We start from the raw sequence: 18,120 nt of genomic DNA on the forward strand, positions 1-18,120 counted from the left end.
CGTAATGGTCCGTGCCTAGAGGTCGGGCATCGTTAACCCTGATTTCATTTCGGCCTGCGAAAATAGCGTCCGCCCGTTCCCCGACAAGAGAGACGTGATGGCGTTCGGACTATTTCGGAAGCGTCTGCCGGAGATGGCTGCGCCCGCGGCAGCCCCGCAGCCGGTGGCCAATTTCGAGCCCGCCCCCGCCACGGACGGCGATTCCGCCAGGGAGATCCTGGAATTGCTGGAACTCGAGCTGGGCGCCATGATCCGCCAGCTCGAGCGCGCCGCCAATTCGGTGGCCGGCGGCGCCGAGGCGACCGCCGCAACCCTTGCCGCCATTCGCGACCGCACCGACGCCCTGACCGGCCGCACCAACGCGGCGCAATCGACCGCCTCCACCTTCGCCCATGCCGCCGACAAGTTCACGCAGTCCGCGCTGGGAATCGGGGCACAGGTCCGCGAGGCCGGCAAGCTCGCCGACGAGGCCAGCGCCGCGGCGCAGGAAGCCCGCGCCAACGTCGACCGCTTGCGCGAATCCTCCGCCGCCATCGGCAATGTCGTCAATCTGATCGCGCAGATCGCGCGGCAGACGACGCTGCTCGCGCTCAACTCGACCATCGAAGCCGCCCGTGCCGGCGCTGCGGGCAAGGGCTTCGCGGTCGTCGCCACCGAGGTCAAGGCCCTCGCGGTGCAGACTCAGAGCGCGACCGAAGAGATCACCCGGAAGATCGACGCGCTCCAGCGCGACGCCGCCGGCTCCGCGGATGCGGTGCATCGCATCTCGCAGGCGATCGAGGCGATCCGCCCGGTGTTCGCGACCGTCAACGGCGCGGTCGCCGAGCAGAACGCCACCACCAGCGAAGTCTCCGGCAATGCGACAAGCGCGTCGGAATTCATCGTCTCGGTCGGCGAGAGCGCGGCCGAGATCGATGCCGCGACCAAGGCGGCCGAGACCCATGGCGAGAACGTCGCCAGCGCCGGACGCGCCGTCACCACTTTCGCGCAGAAGCTGAAATCGCGCTGCGCCGTGCTGCTCCGCCAGAGCGAGCACGACGACCGCCGCAAGACCGAGCGCTTGCCCTGCCATCTCAAGTTCGAAACCGCGCGCGGCGTGATGCCGGTCTATGAAATCGCGATGGACGGCGTGCTGATCGGCAGCGCAGACGCAGGCCGGCTTGCGCCACAAGCGCTGATCGAAGGCATCCTCGAACACGTCGGCGCCTGCCGCCTGCGCGTGGTCGAGCAATCCAAGGCCGGCGCCCGCGCGCAATTCGTCAATCCCAATACCGAGCTCCGCGAGAAGATCGAAGACAGGTTGTGGTCGATCCATGAGGAGAACACGGAGTTCGTCACCCGCGCCATGGAAGCCGGCAACACGCTGACCAGGATATTCGAGCAGGCGGTCGCGCGCGGCGAGGTCAGGATCGACGACCTCTTCGACACCGATTATGTGGAAATTGCCGCGACCAATCCGCAGCAATATCGCACGAAGTATCTCGACTGGGCGGACCGGGCGCTGCCGCCGTTCCAGGAAGCCTTTCTGGCGAAGGAGCCGCGCATGGCGTTCTGCGCCATGGTCGACCGCAACGGCTTCCTGCCGGTACACAACAAGATCTATTCGCATCCGCAGCAGCCGGGCGATGTCGCCTGGAACACGGCCAACAGCCGCAACCGGCGGATATTCAACGATCCGGCCGGATTGGCCGCGGCGCGCAACCTGCGCTCGTACCTGGTCCAGAGCTATGCACGCGACATGGGCAACGGGAACACGGTGATGATGCGGGAGATCGACGTCCCGATCCGCGTGCAGGGCCGGCACTGGGGTGGATTCCGCACTGCTTACAAGCTCTAGGGCGTGATCGGAAAAGTTGTGCAGCCGTCTTTCTACAAGACCATGCTCCAACCAAAGAATTAAGGCGAATTGGCCCTCGTGCACGCTCAGGCAAGACGGCGGCGGCGAATCATCCCTTAAAGTCATCATTGGAATGGGAATGCCGCCGCGAGCCGGCGAACGGCTCTGACTGGAGGATTCATCGAACATGTCCGTCGCACAAGTTGCAGTCATGGACACCGGCTCCAACCGGACGCTGGCCGAACGGCTGATCGACCAGCTCGCCGATCGCATCGGCGGCCTCGGCGTGGAGCTCGCCGACATCGCCGGTAATGTCCAGGAAGTCGCAAACCGCGTCGCGAACCAGTCGGAACGGTTCCACCACCTCCAGAAGACGGCCGAGACGATGGTCTCGGCCAATCACGACATCGCCAATGCATCGCAGGCGGTGCAGACGACGACGTCCGCGGCGGTCGGCGAGATCGTGCAGTCGCGCAGCGCAGTCGACACCGCCGTCAGCCACATTTCCGAGCTCGTCGCCGCGGTGGAGCGTATCGAAGCACGCTTGAGTGCCGTCGGCTCGGCGCTGGCGCAGGTGGCGAAGGTATCAGGCTCGATCGAGGCGATCGCGAAACAGACCAATCTGCTCGCGCTGAATGCCACCATCGAAGCGGCGCGCGCCGGCAATGCCGGCCGCGGCTTCGCCGTGGTCGCGAGCGAAGTGAAGAACCTCGCGGAAGCCACTCGCCAGGCCACACATCAGATCTCCGACACCGTGCGCGACCTCGACGGCCAGATCGAGGGCCTGATCGGCGAGAGCAGCGACGCCTCGCAGCGCGCGAAGACCGCAGGCGAAGGTGCCCAGCAGATCTCCGGCATCATCTCACGCGTCCAGCAGGGCTTTGCCTCCGTGGAAGCGGAGATCGACAGCGTCACACGCGCGGCGACCTCCAATCTCGGACATTGCGACACCGTCATCAGCGAGCTCAACGAGCTCGCCAAGGGCGTCGATCTGTCCTCGCGCGATCTCAAGAACGCCGACGAGCGGGTCGCAAAGCTGCTCGACACTTCCGAAGGCCTGATCGCGCTGATCGCCGACAGCGGGGTGGAGACGTCGGATGCGCCGCTGATCCGCGTCGTCGTCGAGACCGCCAAGCGAATCTCCGCCGAGTTCGAAGCTGCGATCGATCGCGGCGATATCACGCTCGACCAGCTCATGGACGAGACGTACCGCGAAATTCCCGGCACCGATCCGAAACAATACCTCACCAAATACGTCGAGTTCACCGATCGCTTGCTGCCCGCGATCCAGGATCCGATTCAGAAATCCGATCCCCGCATCGTGTTCTGCGTCGCCTGGGCCAAGGGCGGCTATCTGCCGACCCATAATCCGAACTACCGTCTGCCGCAGGGCAAGGACCCGGTCTGGAACAACGCCAATTGCCGCAATCGCCGCCTGTTCACCGATCGCGCGGTGAAGAAGGTCGCGGCGAACACCAAGCCGTTCCTGCTCCAGACCTACCGCCGCGACATGGGCGGCGGGCAGTTCGTGCTGATGAAGGATCTGTCCTCGCCGATCATGGTCCGAGGCAAGCACTGGGGCGCCTTCCGGATGGGTTTTCACCAGAGCTGACGGCCCGCGAGGCGCCTTGCGCGACGGCGCTCCGGTGCCCTCAAATCAAAAGCTGAAAAACAACCCCATGCACAGTAGCCGGGACCAGCGAAATCAAAGGCTTACGCGAGCAGGCCCGAAGAAGCGGCGACGCGGTTGACGCGTCGGGCAAAACAGGGGCATAATGCGATTATTCCGAAATCGCGCAATTGCGCCTTTTGCGGCCTCGTGGGAGACGGTCGCGTAGCCGGCTGCGACCCCATTCATCTCGCGCGGAGAGCCCTCACACGCTCGCACATGACCTTAATGCTAACGTTGCGCAGGCCAAGCGGAGAAGATCCTGCAATCAGAAGCCGAATTGCTCTGAGTTACAAGCCAAGCGCGATCTCGGCCCATTTCAACATGCGGTCGCTATTGAGGAACGCCAGCACCGCCGGTTCCAGTGACGCGGGCGCGCCCGGTCCAACCAAAGCCGTGGCGGCCACCATGTCGCAGCGCTGATTGAAGGCGAGTGAGAGCGCGTTGCGATTTCCCTCGACGCGATAGGGCCGGCTGCGGCCGCGCATCGGACCGACGATGATCTCTCGACCGGCACCGATCGGCGTTGCCTTGCCAATCAGCGCCAGGTCGCCCATTTTGTCGAGGTCGTCATCGTCGGCGACGCCGGTGGCGCAATTGCAAAACCCGAGCTTGGCGCGAACGTAGAGCTGGACCTCGCCGCCGCAATCCTCGGCTTTGCAGCGGAATGCCTTTCCTTTCCCCCAGGGATCTGCGCTGAAAGGCCAGTCGGTTTCTGACCACACCGGGCGGACCTCGCCGAGTGCCGCTGTAGCGCGTGCCGGTTCGCCGGATCGCAATGTCCAGACCGCAGCGACTGCGCAGAGCAGTGCGGTGGCTACGCCGATCGCAACGAATTTGCTTGTCACGCGCATGAAGCTGCCACGGCACTTTTGTTAATTCTCAGCCATTTTGCTAATTCTGAGCCATGAACTTTCGTGCGGCCGCGAGGTCCTCGCGCGAGGAGTCGCCATTGCGCGCCATGTCGACGACTTTCGCGTAGTACTGACGTGCCTTCACGGCGTCACCCGCTTTCTCGGCGGCGTGAGCGGCGCCGATCGTCGCGCCAAAGCGGTTCGGCTCCTTGCGCATGGTGCTTTCAAACGCGGCCAATGCCTCCGTCGCCATGCTGCGTTCGAGCAGCATGGTCCCGTAAAGCTCGCGTGCCGGAGCAAGCGGTCCCGGCGTCACGATGGATTTTTCGGTCTTGTCTTCGGCGTCGGCGGCAAGGCGCATCGCTTCCAACGCGTCCGCCTGTTTTCCCTGGGCATTGAGCTGCCAGGCTGTGGCGACCTGCCGCTGAATGTCGACGATCTCGGCCCAATACGCATCCTTGTCCTGCTGCAGCTTGTCCCGCAGCTCCGCCAGCTTGGCGATATCAGCCGTCGCGGCGTCTGCATTGCCGGAGCGCGCGGCGCCAAGGGCGCGGGCGAAATAGGTGATCGCATCGACATAGGCAAACCGGCTCGGCTCAACCTTCAGCGCGGCGGCGCCCTTCCAATCGCCGCGCTCGACCATATAGCGCGCCTGGCTGGCCGCTATCGCGTAGGGACCGGCGCGGACGGCCGGCGCATAACCCGTGGTCGCAACCATGTCCGCGATGACGTCGCGAGCTCGGCTGTCCTGCGCAAGCTGGAGCAGGGCGTAGACCATATAGTCGTCGGCATGCAGCTGCTCGCTGGGGTCCTTGCCCTCCTTGGCAGCCTTGGCGGAACGGCTATTGGCCTCGATGGATTCGTTCCAGTAGCCGACGCGCGTGAAGATGTGCGACGGCATATGCAAAGCGTGCGGCGCCGCCGGCGCGATCTCGGAATAGCGCTTGGCAGCGTCGAGACCTTGCTCGGCGATCGCCGGATAGTCGTAGAGGTGGATCAGGTAATGCGCGACGCCGGGGTGGCGCGGCTGCCGCTTGAAGATCGGCTCCAGGATGGCAGCGCCCTTGAGCTGGTTAGCATAGGTCTTGTCGTTTGGTGAGGCCGTGACATTCAGCGTAATGGCGTAGGCGATCTGCGCCTCGTCATCATCGGGATAGCGCGCGGCGACGGCTTCGGTTGCCTTGAGATAGGCCTGCGCGCGTTGGCCAAACGTCGTCTTTTCGTCGCCCGAATAGAAGGCCAGCAGCGCATCGATATAGTCGCGTTCGCGTTCGCTCTTGGCGCCGAGTGCCTTGGCCTTCTGCAGCGCGGCGAGGCCCGCGGTGAGGTTTTCCTTCGGCGCGGGAAAATGCGGATTATACAGCAGGCTCAGGGCAATCCCCCAATAGGCGATCGCGCATTCCGGATCGGCCTGCAACGTCTCCTCGAAAATCTCTTTCGCGGGCCGGTACCAGAACGAGTGCTGATAGCGCATCCCGCGGTCAAAGCGGCGCTGCGCCAATTCGTTGCAGGAGGTCTGGAAGTGAACCTTGCCAAACTGCTCGTCGGTCCCGTCCTCCGCGCGTGCGGCAGGCGTGGCAGAGATCGAGCCCAGGATAGTGAGGGTAAGAAGAGAGACGGTTCTCAAGGCGAGCGCGCGCATCGGCCCCTCCGTTTCTATTCAGAAAATTGAGTCGGATAGCGCCGATAAAGTCCGAGGCGCCGAAGTTCGTAGTGCTGAAATTGGCGATGGCAATTGCGTTGTTGGAAGGATTTGCCCATTCGCGATGCGAGTCAATAGGAGCGGACAAATTGCATTAGGGAAGCACGCCTGTCAGGCTCCATCCGCGCGTGAGCGAAATCGTAAGGCGGATAGCGAAGCGTAGTCGCCATTTCACGGACGCCGATCTGCCGCCGGAATATTGGCAGACGCTCCTCGGCGATCCACGCGCTGAGGCCTGGTCACTCCGGAGGCACGCAGACCTCATACGAAGTGCAGCGCAAGTCTATGAGTACGCGCCCTAACTCAACCAGAATTTCGGCGTGGTCGGCTCGAGCCTGCCGCCGACGCGCACCGGCGCGATCCGCAATGCGAGGCCCGTCGCGTCATCCGTCTCCACGGCGACGGCGCTCAACGTCGCCGTCCCCGCGGCCGGCTCGAAGCGACCCGAGGGAATCCCCGAGGTGAATCTGCGCAGCGGCTCTTCCTTCTGCATGCCGATGATGGAATCGTAATCGCCGGTCATGCCGGCATCGGTCATGTAGGCGGTGCCGCCTGACAGGATCTGGTGGTCGGCGGTGGGCACGTGGGTGTGTGTGCCGACGACGAGGCTGGCGCGGCCGTCGCAGAAGAAGCCGATGCCCTGCTTCTCGCTGGACGCCTCGCAATGGAAGTCGACGACGATGGCATCGGCCGCGACGCCGAGCGGGCAGGCGCCGAGTTCGCGCTCCAGCGCCGCGAAGGGATCGTCGAACGGGGTCATGAAGACGCGCCCCAAAGCGTTGACGACGAGCGCATGCTTGCCGTTCTTGGTCTCGATCAGCGCGGCGCCGCGGCCCGGCGTGCCGCGCGGATAGTTCGCCGGCCGCACCAGGCGCTCGGCGCGCTCGATGAAAACCAAGGCTTCACGCTGGTCCCAGGAGTGATTGCCGAGCGTCACCGCATCGGCGCCGGCGTCGAGAAACTCCTGATAGATCGCTTCCGTGATGCCGAAGCCGCCGGCGGCATTCTCGCCGTTGACGACGACCAAATCGAGCGACCAGTCCTTGACCATGCCGGGCAGATGGTCGGCGATGGCGGTGCGTCCCGCACGGCCGACGACGTCACCCACGAAGAGAATGCGCAACTTCAGAACTCCGGAAATCGAACACGTCCGATTCCGTTAGCACATAATCCAGCGCGACGTCGTGCGATAGTGCCGGAACCGCCTCGATCTCCTGCGCTGCAAAGGCAAGCCCGATCCCGACGATATGCTTGGTTTTGCGCAAATGCGCGAAGGTGAAATCGTAATGCCCAGCACCATAGCCGATCCGGTGGCCGAGACGGTCGAAGGCGGCGAGCGGCGTCAGCATGATGTCGGGGATGATTTCGCTTGCTGCCGGCGACGGCTCGGGAATGCCGAGCGGGCCGAGCATCAGGCGATCGTTCGGATGAAACAGACGAAAGATCAGCGACTGGCCGCGCGCGGTGACGCAAGGCAGCGCCAGCTTTGCGCCTTCCTCGGCGAGCTTTCTCATCAGTGGTAGCGGATCGATCTCGCTGCGGATCGGCGAATAGCCGGAGACGATGCTGCCGGGCAGGAGCTTGAACGGCAGCCCGCGCTTGGCGAGCTTTGCAGCGGCGGTGGTGCGCTTCTTCTCGCTCAGCGCCTCGCGCGCCGCCAGCGCTTTGGCACGGAGTTCGGCTTTGGAGTTGGACATGCGCTTTGGTCCCCCACGTCATCACCCGCGAATGCGGGTGATCCAGTATTCCAGAGGCGGTGATGCTCACACTCGAACGCCGCGGCGTACTGGATGCCCCGGTCAAGCCGGGGCATGACACCTACTGAACTGGCCGCAGTAATTTCGACAGACACGAACCAGAAGCAAACAGTGCGAAGCCGCGTACGCCGTTGAAGCACTCGATCCCGGAGTTCCCTACGAAAGTAGGTGGGCACCATATGTCCGGGCCCACGGGCCCGGCCAGGGACAGTTCCCTAAAGGATCGATAAGGCCCCGGGGATATATGGCTCCTGACGCACGTCGCAGCCTCGCTCGCGCAATCTAACAACGATACTGACGAATCGCCAGCCCGGCGGCAGCCTCGCTTTCGCCGCCCTCACGGTGCCACCCTCCCCTGGAGGGGGAGGGTCGCTACGCATGCAGCTGAGCGAAATGCGTAGCGGGGTGGGGTGGCGGTCACTCAACCTCCAACAGCGTCCGTGTGGAGAGATCACCCCACCCCGCTCGCGCTACGCGCGATCGACCCTCCCCCTCCAGGGGAGGGTAAGGCGCGCGGACACATCGAGCAAACCAGCTGCGATCCGTAGACGCTACCCGATCGCGATGCCGTTGCCGACGGTGCGGTTCAGGATCTGGGTCGACTTCTCGATGCGTTCGGCGGCGGCGTTCAGCGCGTTCACCACTGCGGTCTGTGTCATCCGGGCGCGCTCGACGGCGGCGTTGCGGAAATCCCTGAGCTCGGTCAACTCCTGCTCCAGGGTGCGGACGCGGTTGCCGATGTCGACCAGCTCGTCGCACACCGTCAGCGCCGCCATCACGGTGAGCCGTGCATCGCCGATCTCGCCGAATTTTCCGCGCAGCGACTGGATGCGCGTCTCCAGGCTTTCGGCGAGCTTGAGCAGCCGCACCTCCTGGCCCTCCTCGCAGGCCATGCGGTATTGCCGGCCGTTGATGGTGACGTTGATGTGGCTCATCCGTCCTCTCCGGTATCGAGCACCGAACGTATCGTGACGATTGCGGAATCCAGCCGGTCGGAGATCTCACGATTGGTGCGCTCGAGCTTGCGCGCCTTCACCAGCGCGCCGTCGAGCTCGTCGGCAAGGCGCGAGCGGTCGGCGCCGAGCGCCTGAATCCGTGCCGCGAGCTCGTTCTCGTCGCGATCGGCATCGCGCCGCCGCTCCACCGCGCTTTCGAGCGCGTCGAGCGCAGCCGTGAGCCTGCGGGTCGCGATCTCGATCTCGACGGCGGATGACTCCGTCATGGCAGAGCTGTTGGACACGCGATCGTTCATGCAGTCAGCGGCGGAACCTATGGCCTTTCCCCAGTGGCCTTATTCCTGGGGCTCGCCGTCCGGCAAAAGACTCGGTTCGGCAAGCGGTTAGAAGCAGAAATTTACGTGGCAAGCTAGCCCAGCGCAACGTCGCCGCGAAACTATGCACCGATAAGCAATTTTTGCGGCCAAACCGGCGTTTGATTGCCTTGGACTCCCGAAACCGAGATGCTATCCAGCCCCAGCTCCCGTGGCCGCTAGGCTCGACCCCGCGCGGCGTGCACGGCCATCAAGCACCTCATTTCAGACGGATTTTCATCATGATGCAGTTCGATGCCACCCGTATGGCGAATACGCAGGTCGATCACACCCGTATGGCCAACGCGATCCGCGGGCTCTCGATGGACGCCGTCGAGAAGGCCAAATCGGGCCATCCGGGCCTGCCGATGGGTGCGGCCGACATCGCCACGGTGCTGTTCACGCAGTTCCTGAAATTCGACGCTGCCGCGCCCGCCTGGCCCGATCGCGACCGCTTCGTGCTCTCGGCCGGCCACGGCTCGATGCTGCTCTATTCGCTGCTGTACCTGACCGGCAATTCCGAGATGACGCTGGACCAGATCAAGCAGTTCCGCCAGGTCGACTCGCTCACCCCGGGACACCCCGAGAATTTCCGCACCAAAGGCATCGAGACCACCACCGGCCCGCTCGGCCAGGGCATCTCCACCGCGGTCGGCATGGCACTGGCCGAGAAGATGCTGGCCGCCGAGTTCGGCAAGAAGATCGTCGACCACCACACTTATGTGCTCGCCTCCGACGGCGACCTGATGGAAGGCGTGTCGCAGGAAGCGATCGCGATGGCCGGGCACTGGAAGCTCAACAAGTTGATCGTGCTCTACGACGACAACGGCATCTCGATCGACGGCCCGACCTCGCTCGCCGATTCCGTCGACCAGGTGAAGCGCTTCAAGTCCGCGGGCTGGGCCGCCGAGAAGATCGACGGCCAAGACAAGGTTGCAATTGCTGATGCCATCACGCGCGCGAAGAAATCGAACAAGCCGACGCTGATCGCCTGCCGCACCACCATCGGTTTCGGCGCGCCGCATAAGGCCGGCACGTCGAAGGTGCACGGCGAGGCGTTAGGGGCCGACGAGCTCAAGGCCGCCAAGGAAAATCTCGGCATCTCGCTCGAGCCGTTCTCCGTGCCTGATGACGTGCTGAAGGCGTGGCGCGCAGCCGGCAGCCGCGGCGCTGTGGCGCGGCTGGAATGGGAAGGACGGCTTGGTGAGCTCGGCAGCCGCAAGCGTGCCGAGTTCGAGCGCCGCCTGCGCCATGAGCGTCCGGCGTCGCTGGCGAAGGCGCTGCGCGCGCACAAGAAGGAACTGCTGGAGAAGCCGCTGACGGCCGCGACCCGCAAATCGTCGGAAGCGGCGATCGAGGCGATTGCGGCCGCGATGCCGATGGAATTCCTGGCCGGCTCCGCCGACCTCACCGGCTCCAACAACAACAAGGCGAAGTCGGCGACCGCCTTCTCCGCCAAGACGCCGAAGGGCCGCTTCATCCATTACGGCATCCGCGAGCACGGCATGGCCGCCGCGATGAACGGCATCTTCCTGCACGGCGGCTTCGCGCCGAACGGCGCGACCTTCCTGGTGTTCACCGACTACGCCCGGCCCGCGATGCGCCTTGCCGCGCTGATGGGCTCCGGCGTCGTCTATGTGATGACGCACGATTCCATCGGTCTCGGCGAAGACGGTCCGACCCATCAGCCGGTCGAGCATCTCGCCGCGCTTCGCGCCATTCCCAACATGCGCGTGTTCCGTCCCTGCGATGCCATCGAGGTCGCCGAGTGCTGGGAGCTCGCGCTCAACCGCATCGACGGGCCGACCGTGCTGGCGCTGACGCGCCAGAACCTGCCGCAGCTCCGCACCACCGCACCGAATGACAATCCCTGCGCAGCCGGCGCCTATGAGCTGGTCGCAGCCCAGGGCGAAGCCAAGGTGACGCTGTTCGCCTCCGGCTCCGAGGTCGAGATCGCGGTCGCCGCCCAGAAGCAGCTCGCCGAGCGCGGCATCGCGTCACGGGTGGTTTCTGTTCCTTCGCTCGAGCTGTTGTTAGCGCAACCAGAGGCGAAACGCGCCGCAATCATCGGTAACGCACCGGTGAAGATTGCGATCGAGGCCGCCGTGCGTTGGGGCTGGGATGCCGTGATCGGCCAGGATGGCGAATTCATCGGCATGCATTCCTTCGGCGAAAGCGGTCCTGCCAAGGAGCTTTACAAGCATTTCGGCATTACTACCGAGGCCACGGTTAACGCTGTGCTGAAGCGCGTTTCCTGAGAGTTGAGCTTGCCGCAAAAAAGGACTACGTAATCTCTCATATGATCACGCACCGCCCGGCCGAACCGGGCGCCCGCCCCTAAAAAACCCTCGCAGGCGCGCAAAGCGCGTTGTGCGGGATGACAACGGTCATTGAAGGAGACGAAACATGGCAGTCCGCGTCGCAATTAACGGTTTTGGTCGCATCGGCCGCAATGTGCTGCGGGCTATCGCCGAGTCAGGCCGCAAGGACATCGTGGTCGTCGGCATCAACGACCTCGGCCCGGTCGAGACCAACGCCCATCTGCTCCGTTTCGATAGCGTCCATGGCCGTTTCCCTGGCACCGTCACCGTCGACGGTGACTCGATCAGCCTCGGCAGCGGCAAGATCAAGGTGACCGCCGAGCGCGATCCTTCGAAGCTGCCTTGGAAGGATCTCGGCGTCGATGTCGCGCTGGAATGCACCGGCATCTTCACCTCGAAGGACAAGGCCTCCGCGCATCTGACCGCCGGCGCCAAGCGCGTGCTGGTCTCCGCGCCCGCCGACGGCGCCGATGCCACCATCGTCTACGGCGTCAACCACGACACGCTGACCAAGGACCATCTGGTCGTCTCCAACGGCTCCTGCACCACCAACTGCCTCGCGCCGGTCGCCAAGGTGCTGAACGATCTCGTCGGCATCGAGACCGGCTTCATGACCACGATCCATGCCTATACCGGCGACCAGCCGACGCTGGACACGCTGCACAAGGATCTCTACCGCGGCCGTGCGGCTGCGATGTCGATGATCCCGACCTCGACCGGCGCCGCCAAGGCGATCGGCCTCGTGCTGCCCGAGCTGAAGGGCAAGCTCGACGGCGTCGCGATCCGCGTGCCGACGCCGAACGTCTCGGTCGTGGACCTCAAGATCGTCGCCAAGCGCGCCACCGACGCCAAGGAGGTCAACGCGGCGATGAAGCGCGCCTCCGAGCAGCAGCTCAAGGGCATCCTCGGCTACACCAGCGCGCCCAACGTCTCGATCGACTTCAACCACGATCCGCACTCCTCGACCTTCCACGAGGACCAGACCAAGGTGCAGAACGGCACGCTGGTGCGCGTGATGTCCTGGTACGACAACGAGTGGGGCTTCTCGAACCGCATGGCGGACACCGCCGTCGCGATCGCGAAGGTGATCTAAGGGGAGCGCAATGCTTCCTGCCTGGATTGGCATCCCTGGCGCCATATTGCTGATCGCGTTGATCGCGTACGGTATGCGCCAGGGAGGCAAGATAACGACCAGGCAGGAAGGCGATCCACCCGAGCGCGATGCGCCGTAGCGTCGCCAGCTAACGAGTGATTCAGGACATGGCCAAATTCCGCACCCTCGACGACGTCGACGTGAAGGGCAAACGCGTATTGCTGCGTGTCGACCTCAACGTACCCATGGAGAATGGGCGCGTCAGTGACGCAACGCGGCTCGAGCGCGTTGCACCGACCATCAGCGAGATCTCCGACAAGGGCGGCAAGGTCATCCTGCTCGCGCATTTCGGCCGGCCGAAGGGCCGCGATGCCAAGGACTCGCTCAAGCCCGTCGCGGAAGCGCTGTCCAAGGTCGTGAAGAAGCCCGTCGCCTTCGCGGACGATTGCGTCGGCGAGCCTGCGGCCACGGCCGTCGCCGGCTTGAAGGATGGCGACATCCTCTGCCTGGAAAACACCCGCTTCCACAAGGAAGAGGAAAAGAACGATCCGGCCTTCGTCGCGGAGCTGGCAAAGCTCGGCGACATCTGGGTCAATGACGCCTTCTCGGCCGCGCATCGCGCCCATGCTTCGACCGAGGGCCTCGGCCACAAGCTGCCTGCCTATGCCGGCCGCACCATGCAGGCCGAGCTCGACGCGCTGGAGAAGGCGCTGGGCTCGCCGACCAAGCCGGTCATCGCGATCATCGGCGGCGCAAAAGTCTCGACCAAGATCGATCTGCTCGAAAACCTCGTGAACAAGGTCGACGCGCTCGTGATCGGCGGCGGCATGGCCAACACCTTCCTGCACGCCCAGGGCGTCGCGGTCGGCAAGTCGCTGGCCGAGAAGGATCTCGCCGCCACCGCGCTGCGCATCATGGAGAAGGCGAGCGCCGCCAACTGCGCGATCATCCTCCCCGTCGACGCCACCGTCGCCTACCATTTCGCCGCCAACGCGCCGTCGCACGCCTATGGGCTCGACGCGATCCCCGCCGACGGCATGATCCTCGACGTCGGCCCGCAATCGGTCGCGCGCGTCCACGCCGCGATCGACGACGCCGCGACGCTGGTCTGGAACGGACCGCTCGGGGCCTTCGAGATGCAGCCGTTCGATCGCGGCACGGTCGCGGCCGCCAGGCACGCCGCCGAGCGCACCAAGGACAAGAAGCTGATCTCGATCGCCGGTGGCGGCGACACCGTCGCCGCGCTCAACCAGGCCGGCGTCGCCGGCAGTTTCACCTATGTCTCGACCGCCGGTGGCGCGTTCCTTGAATGGATGGAAGGCAAGCCCTTGCCCGGCGTCGAGGTGCTGCGCGTCAGTTAAGCTTAAGTCGGCAAACATTGAGCGGCCTTGCAGGCCCAAACGGGAGAAAAAGACAGATGGCTCGGATCACGTTACGTCAATTGCTCGACCACGCGGCGGAGAACGATTACGGCGTACCGGCCTTCAATATCAACAACATGGAGCAGGCGCTGGCGATCATGGACGCGGCCAACCAGGTCGACGCGCCCGTCATCATCCAGGCCTCGCGCGGTGCGCGCTCCTACGCCAACGACGTCATGCTCAAGCACATGATGGACGCGGTGACCGAGATCTATCCGCATATTCCGGTCTGCGTGCATCTCGACCACGGCAACGAGCCGGCGACCTGCATGACCGCGATCCAGTCCGGCTTCACCTCGGTGATGATGGACGGCTCGCTCAAGGCCGACGGCAAGACCCCCGGCGACTGGGGCTACAATGTCGGCGTCACCAAGACCGTGACCGACATGGCCCATCTCGGCGGCATCTCGGTGGAAGGCGAACTCGGCGTGCTCGGCTCGCTCGAGACCGGCATGGGCGACAAGGAAGACGGCCACGGTGCCGAAGGCAAGCTCAGCCACGACCAGCTGCTGACCAATCCGGACGAGGCGGTGAAGTTCGTGCTGGAGACCAGGGTCGACGCGCTTGCGATCGCGATGGGCACCTCGCACGGTGCCTACAAGTTCACCCGCAAGCCCGACGGCGACATCCTCGCCATGAACGTGATCGAGGAGATCCACCGCAAGCTGCCGAACACGCATCTCGTGATGCATGGTTCGTCCTCGGTGCCGCAGGACCTCCAGGACATCATCAACGCCTATGGCGGCAAGATGAAGCCGACCTGGGGCGTCCCGGTCGCCGAGATCCAGCGCGGCATCAAGAACGGCGTGCGCAAGATCAACATCGACACCGACAACCGCATGGCGATGACTGGCCAGATCCGGAAAGTGCTCAAGGACAATCCGGAAGAGTTCGATCCGCGCAAGTACCTGAAGCCGGCGATGGAGGCGATGACCAAGCTGTGCAAGCAGCGGCTCCAGGAGTTCAATACCGCCGGCCAGGCCTCGAAGATCAAGAAGGTCCTGACCACCGCCGAAATGGCCAAGCGCTACGCCAAGGGCGAGCTCGACCCCCGCGTCGCATAGCTATCGCGGTGGCGTGATCTATCTTCCCCTGCCTCCGCGAACTCGGATCACCTCTCCCCATTGGGGAGAGGTCGATTTGCGCAAGCAAATCGGGTGAGGGCTCAGGTCCCTCGATAGGGCGCCCCCCACCCGGCGCTTCGCGCCGACCTCTCCCTATGGGAGAGGTGTGGACCCAACCGCCTCCCCCCTTTACCCTGCGACGAACGTTAACTCGGCAATTGCCCGAGAACGGTCTATTTTCACGGGCAAGGGCAGAATCGTTTTGGGAGGACCTCTCGATGAATCTGACTGAGCTCAACAGGATCGCGACTGCCATGGTCGCCCCCGGCAAGGGCATCCTCGCCGCCGACGAATCCTCCGGCACCATCAAGAAGCGCTTCGACGCGATCGGCGTCGAATCGACCGAAGCGAACCGCCGCGACTATCGCGAGATGCTGTTCCGCTCCAGGGAGGCCATGAGCCAGTATATCTCCGGGGTGATCCTCTATGACGAGACGATCTGGCAGGATGCCAAGGACGGCACGCCGCTGATCAGGCTGATCGAGGAGACCGGCGCCATTCCCGGCATCAAGGTCGACGAAGGCACCCAAGCCCTGCCGATGTGCCCGGGCGAGCTTGTGACCGTCGGGCTCGATAAGCTCGCTGAACGGTTGAAGAAATATTACGAGCGCGGCGCGCGCTTCGCCAAATGGCGCGCGGTGATCGACATCGGTAGCGGCATTCCCTCGATGACGGCGATCAGCGTCAACGCGCACGCGCTGGCGCGCTACGCCGCGCTGTGCCAGGCCGCGCAGATTGTGCCGATCGTCGAGCCGGAGGTGCTGATGGATGGTGATCACGACATCGAGCGCTGCTATGAGGTGACGCAACGCGTGCTCAACAAGACGTTCCAGGAATTGCGCGAGCAGCGCGTCGCGCTCGAAGGCATGGTGCTGAAGCCGAACATGGCGATCTCAGGCAAGAAGTGCGCGAAGCAGGCTTCCGTCGAGGGAGTCGCGGAGAAGACGATCCGGCTGCTGAAGGCCTGCGTGCCGGCGGCCGTGCCGGGCATCGCCTTCCTCTCCGGCGGCCAGTCCGACGAGGAGGCGACCGCGCATCTCAACGCCATGCACAAGCTCGGCCCGCTGCCCTGGGGCCTGACCTTCTCCTACGGCCGCGCGCTGCAAGCCGCGCCGCAGAAGGCCTGGTCCGGCAAGGCCGAGAACGTCGCGGCCGGACAGCGTGCCTTCAGCCACCGCGCGCGGATGAACGGCCTCGCGTCCAAGGGCGAATGGCAAAGCAGCCTGGAAAAGAAAGCAGCCTAGATCTTGTCGAACAAACCGCCACCGCCGCGCCCGGCGCCGCGTCTCTATCTCGCGACGCCGGTCGTCGATGACCCCGCTTCTCTTGTGGCCGAGCTGCCTGCGCTGCTCGCCTCTGCCGATGTCGCGGCCGTGCTGCTGCGGCTGAAGGAGACCGACCAGCGCACGATGATCTCGCGCATCAAGGCCTTCGCGCCGCCGGTGCAGAAGGCGGGCGCCGCGCTGCTGATCGACGGCCATGCCGAACTGGTGGCGCGCGGCGGCGCCGATGGTGCGCATCTCACGGGCCTCGCCGCGCTGGAAGAGGCGGTGCCCTCGCTCAAGCCGGATCGCATTGCCGGCGTCGGCGGGCTCGCCACGCGCCACGATTCCATGAGCGCGGGCGAGATGGGCGCCGACTACGTGCTGTTCGGCGAGCCCGACGCCAACGGCCAGCGGCCGTCGTCGCAGGCGATCGCCGAGCGGCTGGACTGGTGGGCCGAGCTGTTCGAGCCGCCCTGCGTCGGCTTTGCCACCTCGCTCGAGGAGGCCTACGATTTCGCCGCCAGCGGCGCCGATTTCGTGCTGGCCGGCGAGTTCATCTGGGCCGATCCGCGCGGGCCCAAGGCCGCGCTGGTCGAGGCCGATGCTGCAATCAAGAAGGCCCATGCGACGGCGCCGGCTGGCCAGGAGCACGGCTAGCGCCCGACATGAAGCTCCCGCGCATCACCATTTTGGCCACGCTGCTGCTGACGGCGCCCGCGGCCGCGCAGCTCCAGATCACCCCGCCGGCCACAACGCCGAGCCCGCCCGCCGAGAAGCCGAAGCCCAAGCCGCACGCGCTCACCAACAAGAAGGAGGCCGCACCGGCGCCGAAGCCTTCGGCCTCGCCCAAGCCGGCCCCCTCCTCCAAGCCGGCCCCGGCCGCGACCGTGATCCCCGCGCCGCCGACCGACAATTCCAACGTCGATCTGGTGTTCGGCGCCTATCAGCGCGGCCAGTATAAGACGGCGTTCGAGCTCGCCACCGCCCGCGCGCAAGGAGGCGATCCCAAGGCGATGACCATGCTCGGCGAGCTCTATTCCAACGCCATGGGCATTCGCCGCGACTACGCCAAAGCGCAGGAATGGTACAAGCGCGCCGCGGATGCCGGCGACCGCGAGGCGATGTTCGCGCTCGCCATGCTGCGCATGTCGGGCCGCGGCGGCCCGGTCGACAAGGGCGAAGCGGTGAAACTGATGGCCTCTGCCGCCAAGCTGGGCGAGCCCAAGGCGGCCTATAACCTCGCTCTGCTTTACCTGGACGGCCAGACCCTGCCGCAGGACGTCAAGCGGTCCGCCGAGCTGTTGCGCCAGGCCGCCGATGGCGGCCTGCCCGAGGCGCAATACGCGCTCGCGACCTTCTACAAGGAAGGCACCGGTGTGCCGAAGGACCCCGAACGCGCGGTGCGGCTGCTCCAGGCCGCGACGCTGGCCGACAATGTCGATGCCGAGGTCGAATACGCCATCGCGCTGTTCAACGGCACCGGCACGCCGAAGAACCAGCCGGCCGCTGTGGCGTTGCTCCGCAAGGCATCGCGCCAGGGCAGCGCGATCGCGCAGAACCGGCTGGCCTGGGTGCTGATCAACGGCATGGGCACGGCGGTGGACAAGGTCGAGGGCTTCAAATGGCATCTGGTGGCCAAGACCGCCGGCAAGGGCGACCCGGAGCTCGACAAGCAATTGTCCGATCTGCCGGCCGAGGACCGGGCCAAGGCGGAAGCCGCCGCAAAGAAATGGCTCGGGACCAAATGACTTGACCTTGGCGCCCTCGC

The 18,120-nt window shown here is 65.0% G+C and carries 15 protein-coding genes and 1 other RNA gene; 9 read left to right on the forward strand and 7 right to left on the reverse strand.

Going from position 1 to position 18,120, the window contains the following annotated elements:
- Positions 1-97: 97 nt before the first annotated feature.
- Both ACR9YP_RS00280 and ACR9YP_RS00285 read left to right on the forward strand, forming a co-directional pair.
- Positions 98-1,837 (forward strand): methyl-accepting chemotaxis protein, encoded by a 1,740-nt coding sequence (locus ACR9YP_RS00280; RefSeq protein ID WP_474218783.1) that lies wholly within the window; start codon positions 98-100, stop codon positions 1,835-1,837.
- A 187-nt stretch (positions 1,838-2,024) separates the two neighbouring features.
- Positions 2,025-3,449: a methyl-accepting chemotaxis protein gene (locus tag ACR9YP_RS00285; RefSeq protein ID WP_438104702.1), complete on the forward strand. Its 1,425-nt coding sequence runs from the start codon at positions 2,025-2,027 to the stop codon at positions 3,447-3,449.
- A 347-nt stretch (positions 3,450-3,796) separates the two neighbouring features.
- Here the strand turns inward: ACR9YP_RS00285 and ACR9YP_RS00290 are convergent, their stop codons facing one another.
- The 7 genes from ACR9YP_RS00290 to ACR9YP_RS00320 form a co-directional block, all read right to left on the reverse strand.
- Positions 3,797-4,360: a hypothetical protein gene (locus ACR9YP_RS00290; RefSeq protein WP_474218784.1), complete on the reverse strand. Its 564-nt coding sequence runs from the start codon at positions 4,358-4,360 to the stop codon at positions 3,797-3,799.
- Between the two features lie 40 nt (positions 4,361-4,400).
- Complete coding sequence (locus tag ACR9YP_RS00295; RefSeq protein WP_438104698.1) at positions 4,401-6,002, reverse strand: tetratricopeptide repeat protein; 1,602 nt, start codon at positions 6,000-6,002, stop codon at positions 4,401-4,403.
- A 358-nt stretch (positions 6,003-6,360) separates the two neighbouring features.
- Positions 6,361-7,185: a TIGR00282 family metallophosphoesterase gene (locus tag ACR9YP_RS00300; protein WP_370990542.1), complete on the reverse strand. Its 825-nt coding sequence runs from the start codon at positions 7,183-7,185 to the stop codon at positions 6,361-6,363.
- Entirely contained in the window at positions 7,163-7,759 is a 597-nt protein-coding gene (locus ACR9YP_RS00305; RefSeq protein WP_438104696.1) for a 5-formyltetrahydrofolate cyclo-ligase, read from the reverse strand. Before ACR9YP_RS00305 ends, ACR9YP_RS00300 begins: the two co-directional genes overlap by 23 nt.
- A 172-nt stretch (positions 7,760-7,931) precedes the next feature.
- Positions 7,932-8,092: non-coding RNA, 6S RNA (ssrS, locus tag ACR9YP_RS00310), on the reverse strand.
- Positions 8,093-8,370: 278 nt separating this feature from the next.
- Positions 8,371-8,754, reverse strand: a complete 384-nt coding sequence (locus ACR9YP_RS00315) for a cell division protein ZapA (RefSeq protein ID WP_091881461.1) — start codon at positions 8,752-8,754, stop codon at positions 8,371-8,373.
- On the reverse strand, positions 8,751-9,071 hold the full coding sequence (locus tag ACR9YP_RS00320; RefSeq protein WP_014439722.1) for a DUF4164 domain-containing protein: 321 nt from the start codon (positions 9,069-9,071) through the stop codon (positions 8,751-8,753). The genes ACR9YP_RS00315 and ACR9YP_RS00320 overlap by 4 nt, the downstream gene beginning before the upstream one ends.
- 299 nt (positions 9,072-9,370) lie before the next feature.
- Here ACR9YP_RS00320 and tkt point away from each other — a divergent pair, with 299 nt between their 5' ends.
- The 7 genes from tkt to ACR9YP_RS00355 all read left to right on the forward strand — a co-directional run bounded on the left by tkt (position 9,371) and on the right by ACR9YP_RS00355 (position 18,100).
- Complete coding sequence (gene tkt, locus ACR9YP_RS00325) at positions 9,371-11,386, forward strand: transketolase (RefSeq protein ID WP_370990539.1); 2,016 nt, start codon at positions 9,371-9,373, stop codon at positions 11,384-11,386.
- A 148-nt stretch (positions 11,387-11,534) separates the two neighbouring features.
- Complete coding sequence (gene gap, locus ACR9YP_RS00330; RefSeq protein ID WP_474218785.1) at positions 11,535-12,542, forward strand: type I glyceraldehyde-3-phosphate dehydrogenase; 1,008 nt, start codon at positions 11,535-11,537, stop codon at positions 12,540-12,542.
- Positions 12,543-12,709: 167 nt separating this feature from the next.
- Complete coding sequence (locus ACR9YP_RS00335; RefSeq protein WP_438104693.1) at positions 12,710-13,903, forward strand: phosphoglycerate kinase; 1,194 nt, start codon at positions 12,710-12,712, stop codon at positions 13,901-13,903.
- A 56-nt stretch (positions 13,904-13,959) separates the two neighbouring features.
- Entirely contained in the window at positions 13,960-15,027 is a 1,068-nt protein-coding gene (gene fba / locus ACR9YP_RS00340) for a class II fructose-bisphosphate aldolase (protein WP_438104692.1), read from the forward strand.
- A 278-nt stretch (positions 15,028-15,305) separates the two neighbouring features.
- Positions 15,306-16,331 (forward strand): class I fructose-bisphosphate aldolase, encoded by a 1,026-nt coding sequence (locus ACR9YP_RS00345; RefSeq protein ID WP_474218786.1) that lies wholly within the window; start codon positions 15,306-15,308, stop codon positions 16,329-16,331.
- Between the two features lie 3 nt (positions 16,332-16,334).
- A complete protein-coding gene (locus tag ACR9YP_RS00350) occupies positions 16,335-17,009 on the forward strand; it encodes a thiamine phosphate synthase (protein WP_438104688.1) in 675 nt (224 codons plus the stop codon).
- Between the two features lie 8 nt (positions 17,010-17,017).
- Positions 17,018-18,100 carry a tetratricopeptide repeat protein gene (locus tag ACR9YP_RS00355; protein ID WP_474218787.1) on the forward strand — a complete coding sequence of 361 codons (1,083 nt, stop codon included), beginning with the start codon at positions 17,018-17,020 and terminating at the stop codon, positions 18,098-18,100.
- The last annotated feature ends 20 nt before the right edge of the window (positions 18,101-18,120 follow it).

Source organism: Bradyrhizobium sp. BR14999, assembly GCF_056106085.1.

Coding starts and splice junctions, on each gene's coding strand:
- ACR9YP_RS00285 (WP_438104702.1), top strand. CDS start 2,025: ATGTCCGTCGCACAAGTTGCAGTCATGGACACCGGCTCCAACCGGACG.
- ACR9YP_RS00280 (WP_474218783.1), top strand. CDS start 98: ATGGCGTTCGGACTATTTCGGAAGCGTCTGCCGGAGATGGCTGCGCCC.
- ACR9YP_RS00355 (WP_474218787.1), top strand. CDS start 17,018: ATGAAGCTCCCGCGCATCACCATTTTGGCCACGCTGCTGCTGACGGCG.
- ACR9YP_RS00335 (WP_438104693.1), top strand. CDS start 12,710: ATGGCCAAATTCCGCACCCTCGACGACGTCGACGTGAAGGGCAAACGC.
- ACR9YP_RS00320 (WP_014439722.1), bottom strand. CDS start 9,071: ATGAACGATCGCGTGTCCAACAGCTCTGCCATGACGGAGTCATCCGCC.
- tkt (WP_370990539.1), top strand. CDS start 9,371: ATGATGCAGTTCGATGCCACCCGTATGGCGAATACGCAGGTCGATCAC.
- ACR9YP_RS00305 (WP_438104696.1), bottom strand. CDS start 7,759: ATGTCCAACTCCAAAGCCGAACTCCGTGCCAAAGCGCTGGCGGCGCGC.
- ACR9YP_RS00290 (WP_474218784.1), bottom strand. CDS start 4,360: ATGCGCGTGACAAGCAAATTCGTTGCGATCGGCGTAGCCACCGCACTG.
- ACR9YP_RS00295 (WP_438104698.1), bottom strand. CDS start 6,002: ATGCGCGCGCTCGCCTTGAGAACCGTCTCTCTTCTTACCCTCACTATC.
- gap (WP_474218785.1), top strand. CDS start 11,535: ATGGCAGTCCGCGTCGCAATTAACGGTTTTGGTCGCATCGGCCGCAAT.
- ACR9YP_RS00315 (WP_091881461.1), bottom strand. CDS start 8,754: ATGAGCCACATCAACGTCACCATCAACGGCCGGCAATACCGCATGGCC.
- ACR9YP_RS00345 (WP_474218786.1), top strand. CDS start 15,306: ATGAATCTGACTGAGCTCAACAGGATCGCGACTGCCATGGTCGCCCCC.
- fba (WP_438104692.1), top strand. CDS start 13,960: ATGGCTCGGATCACGTTACGTCAATTGCTCGACCACGCGGCGGAGAAC.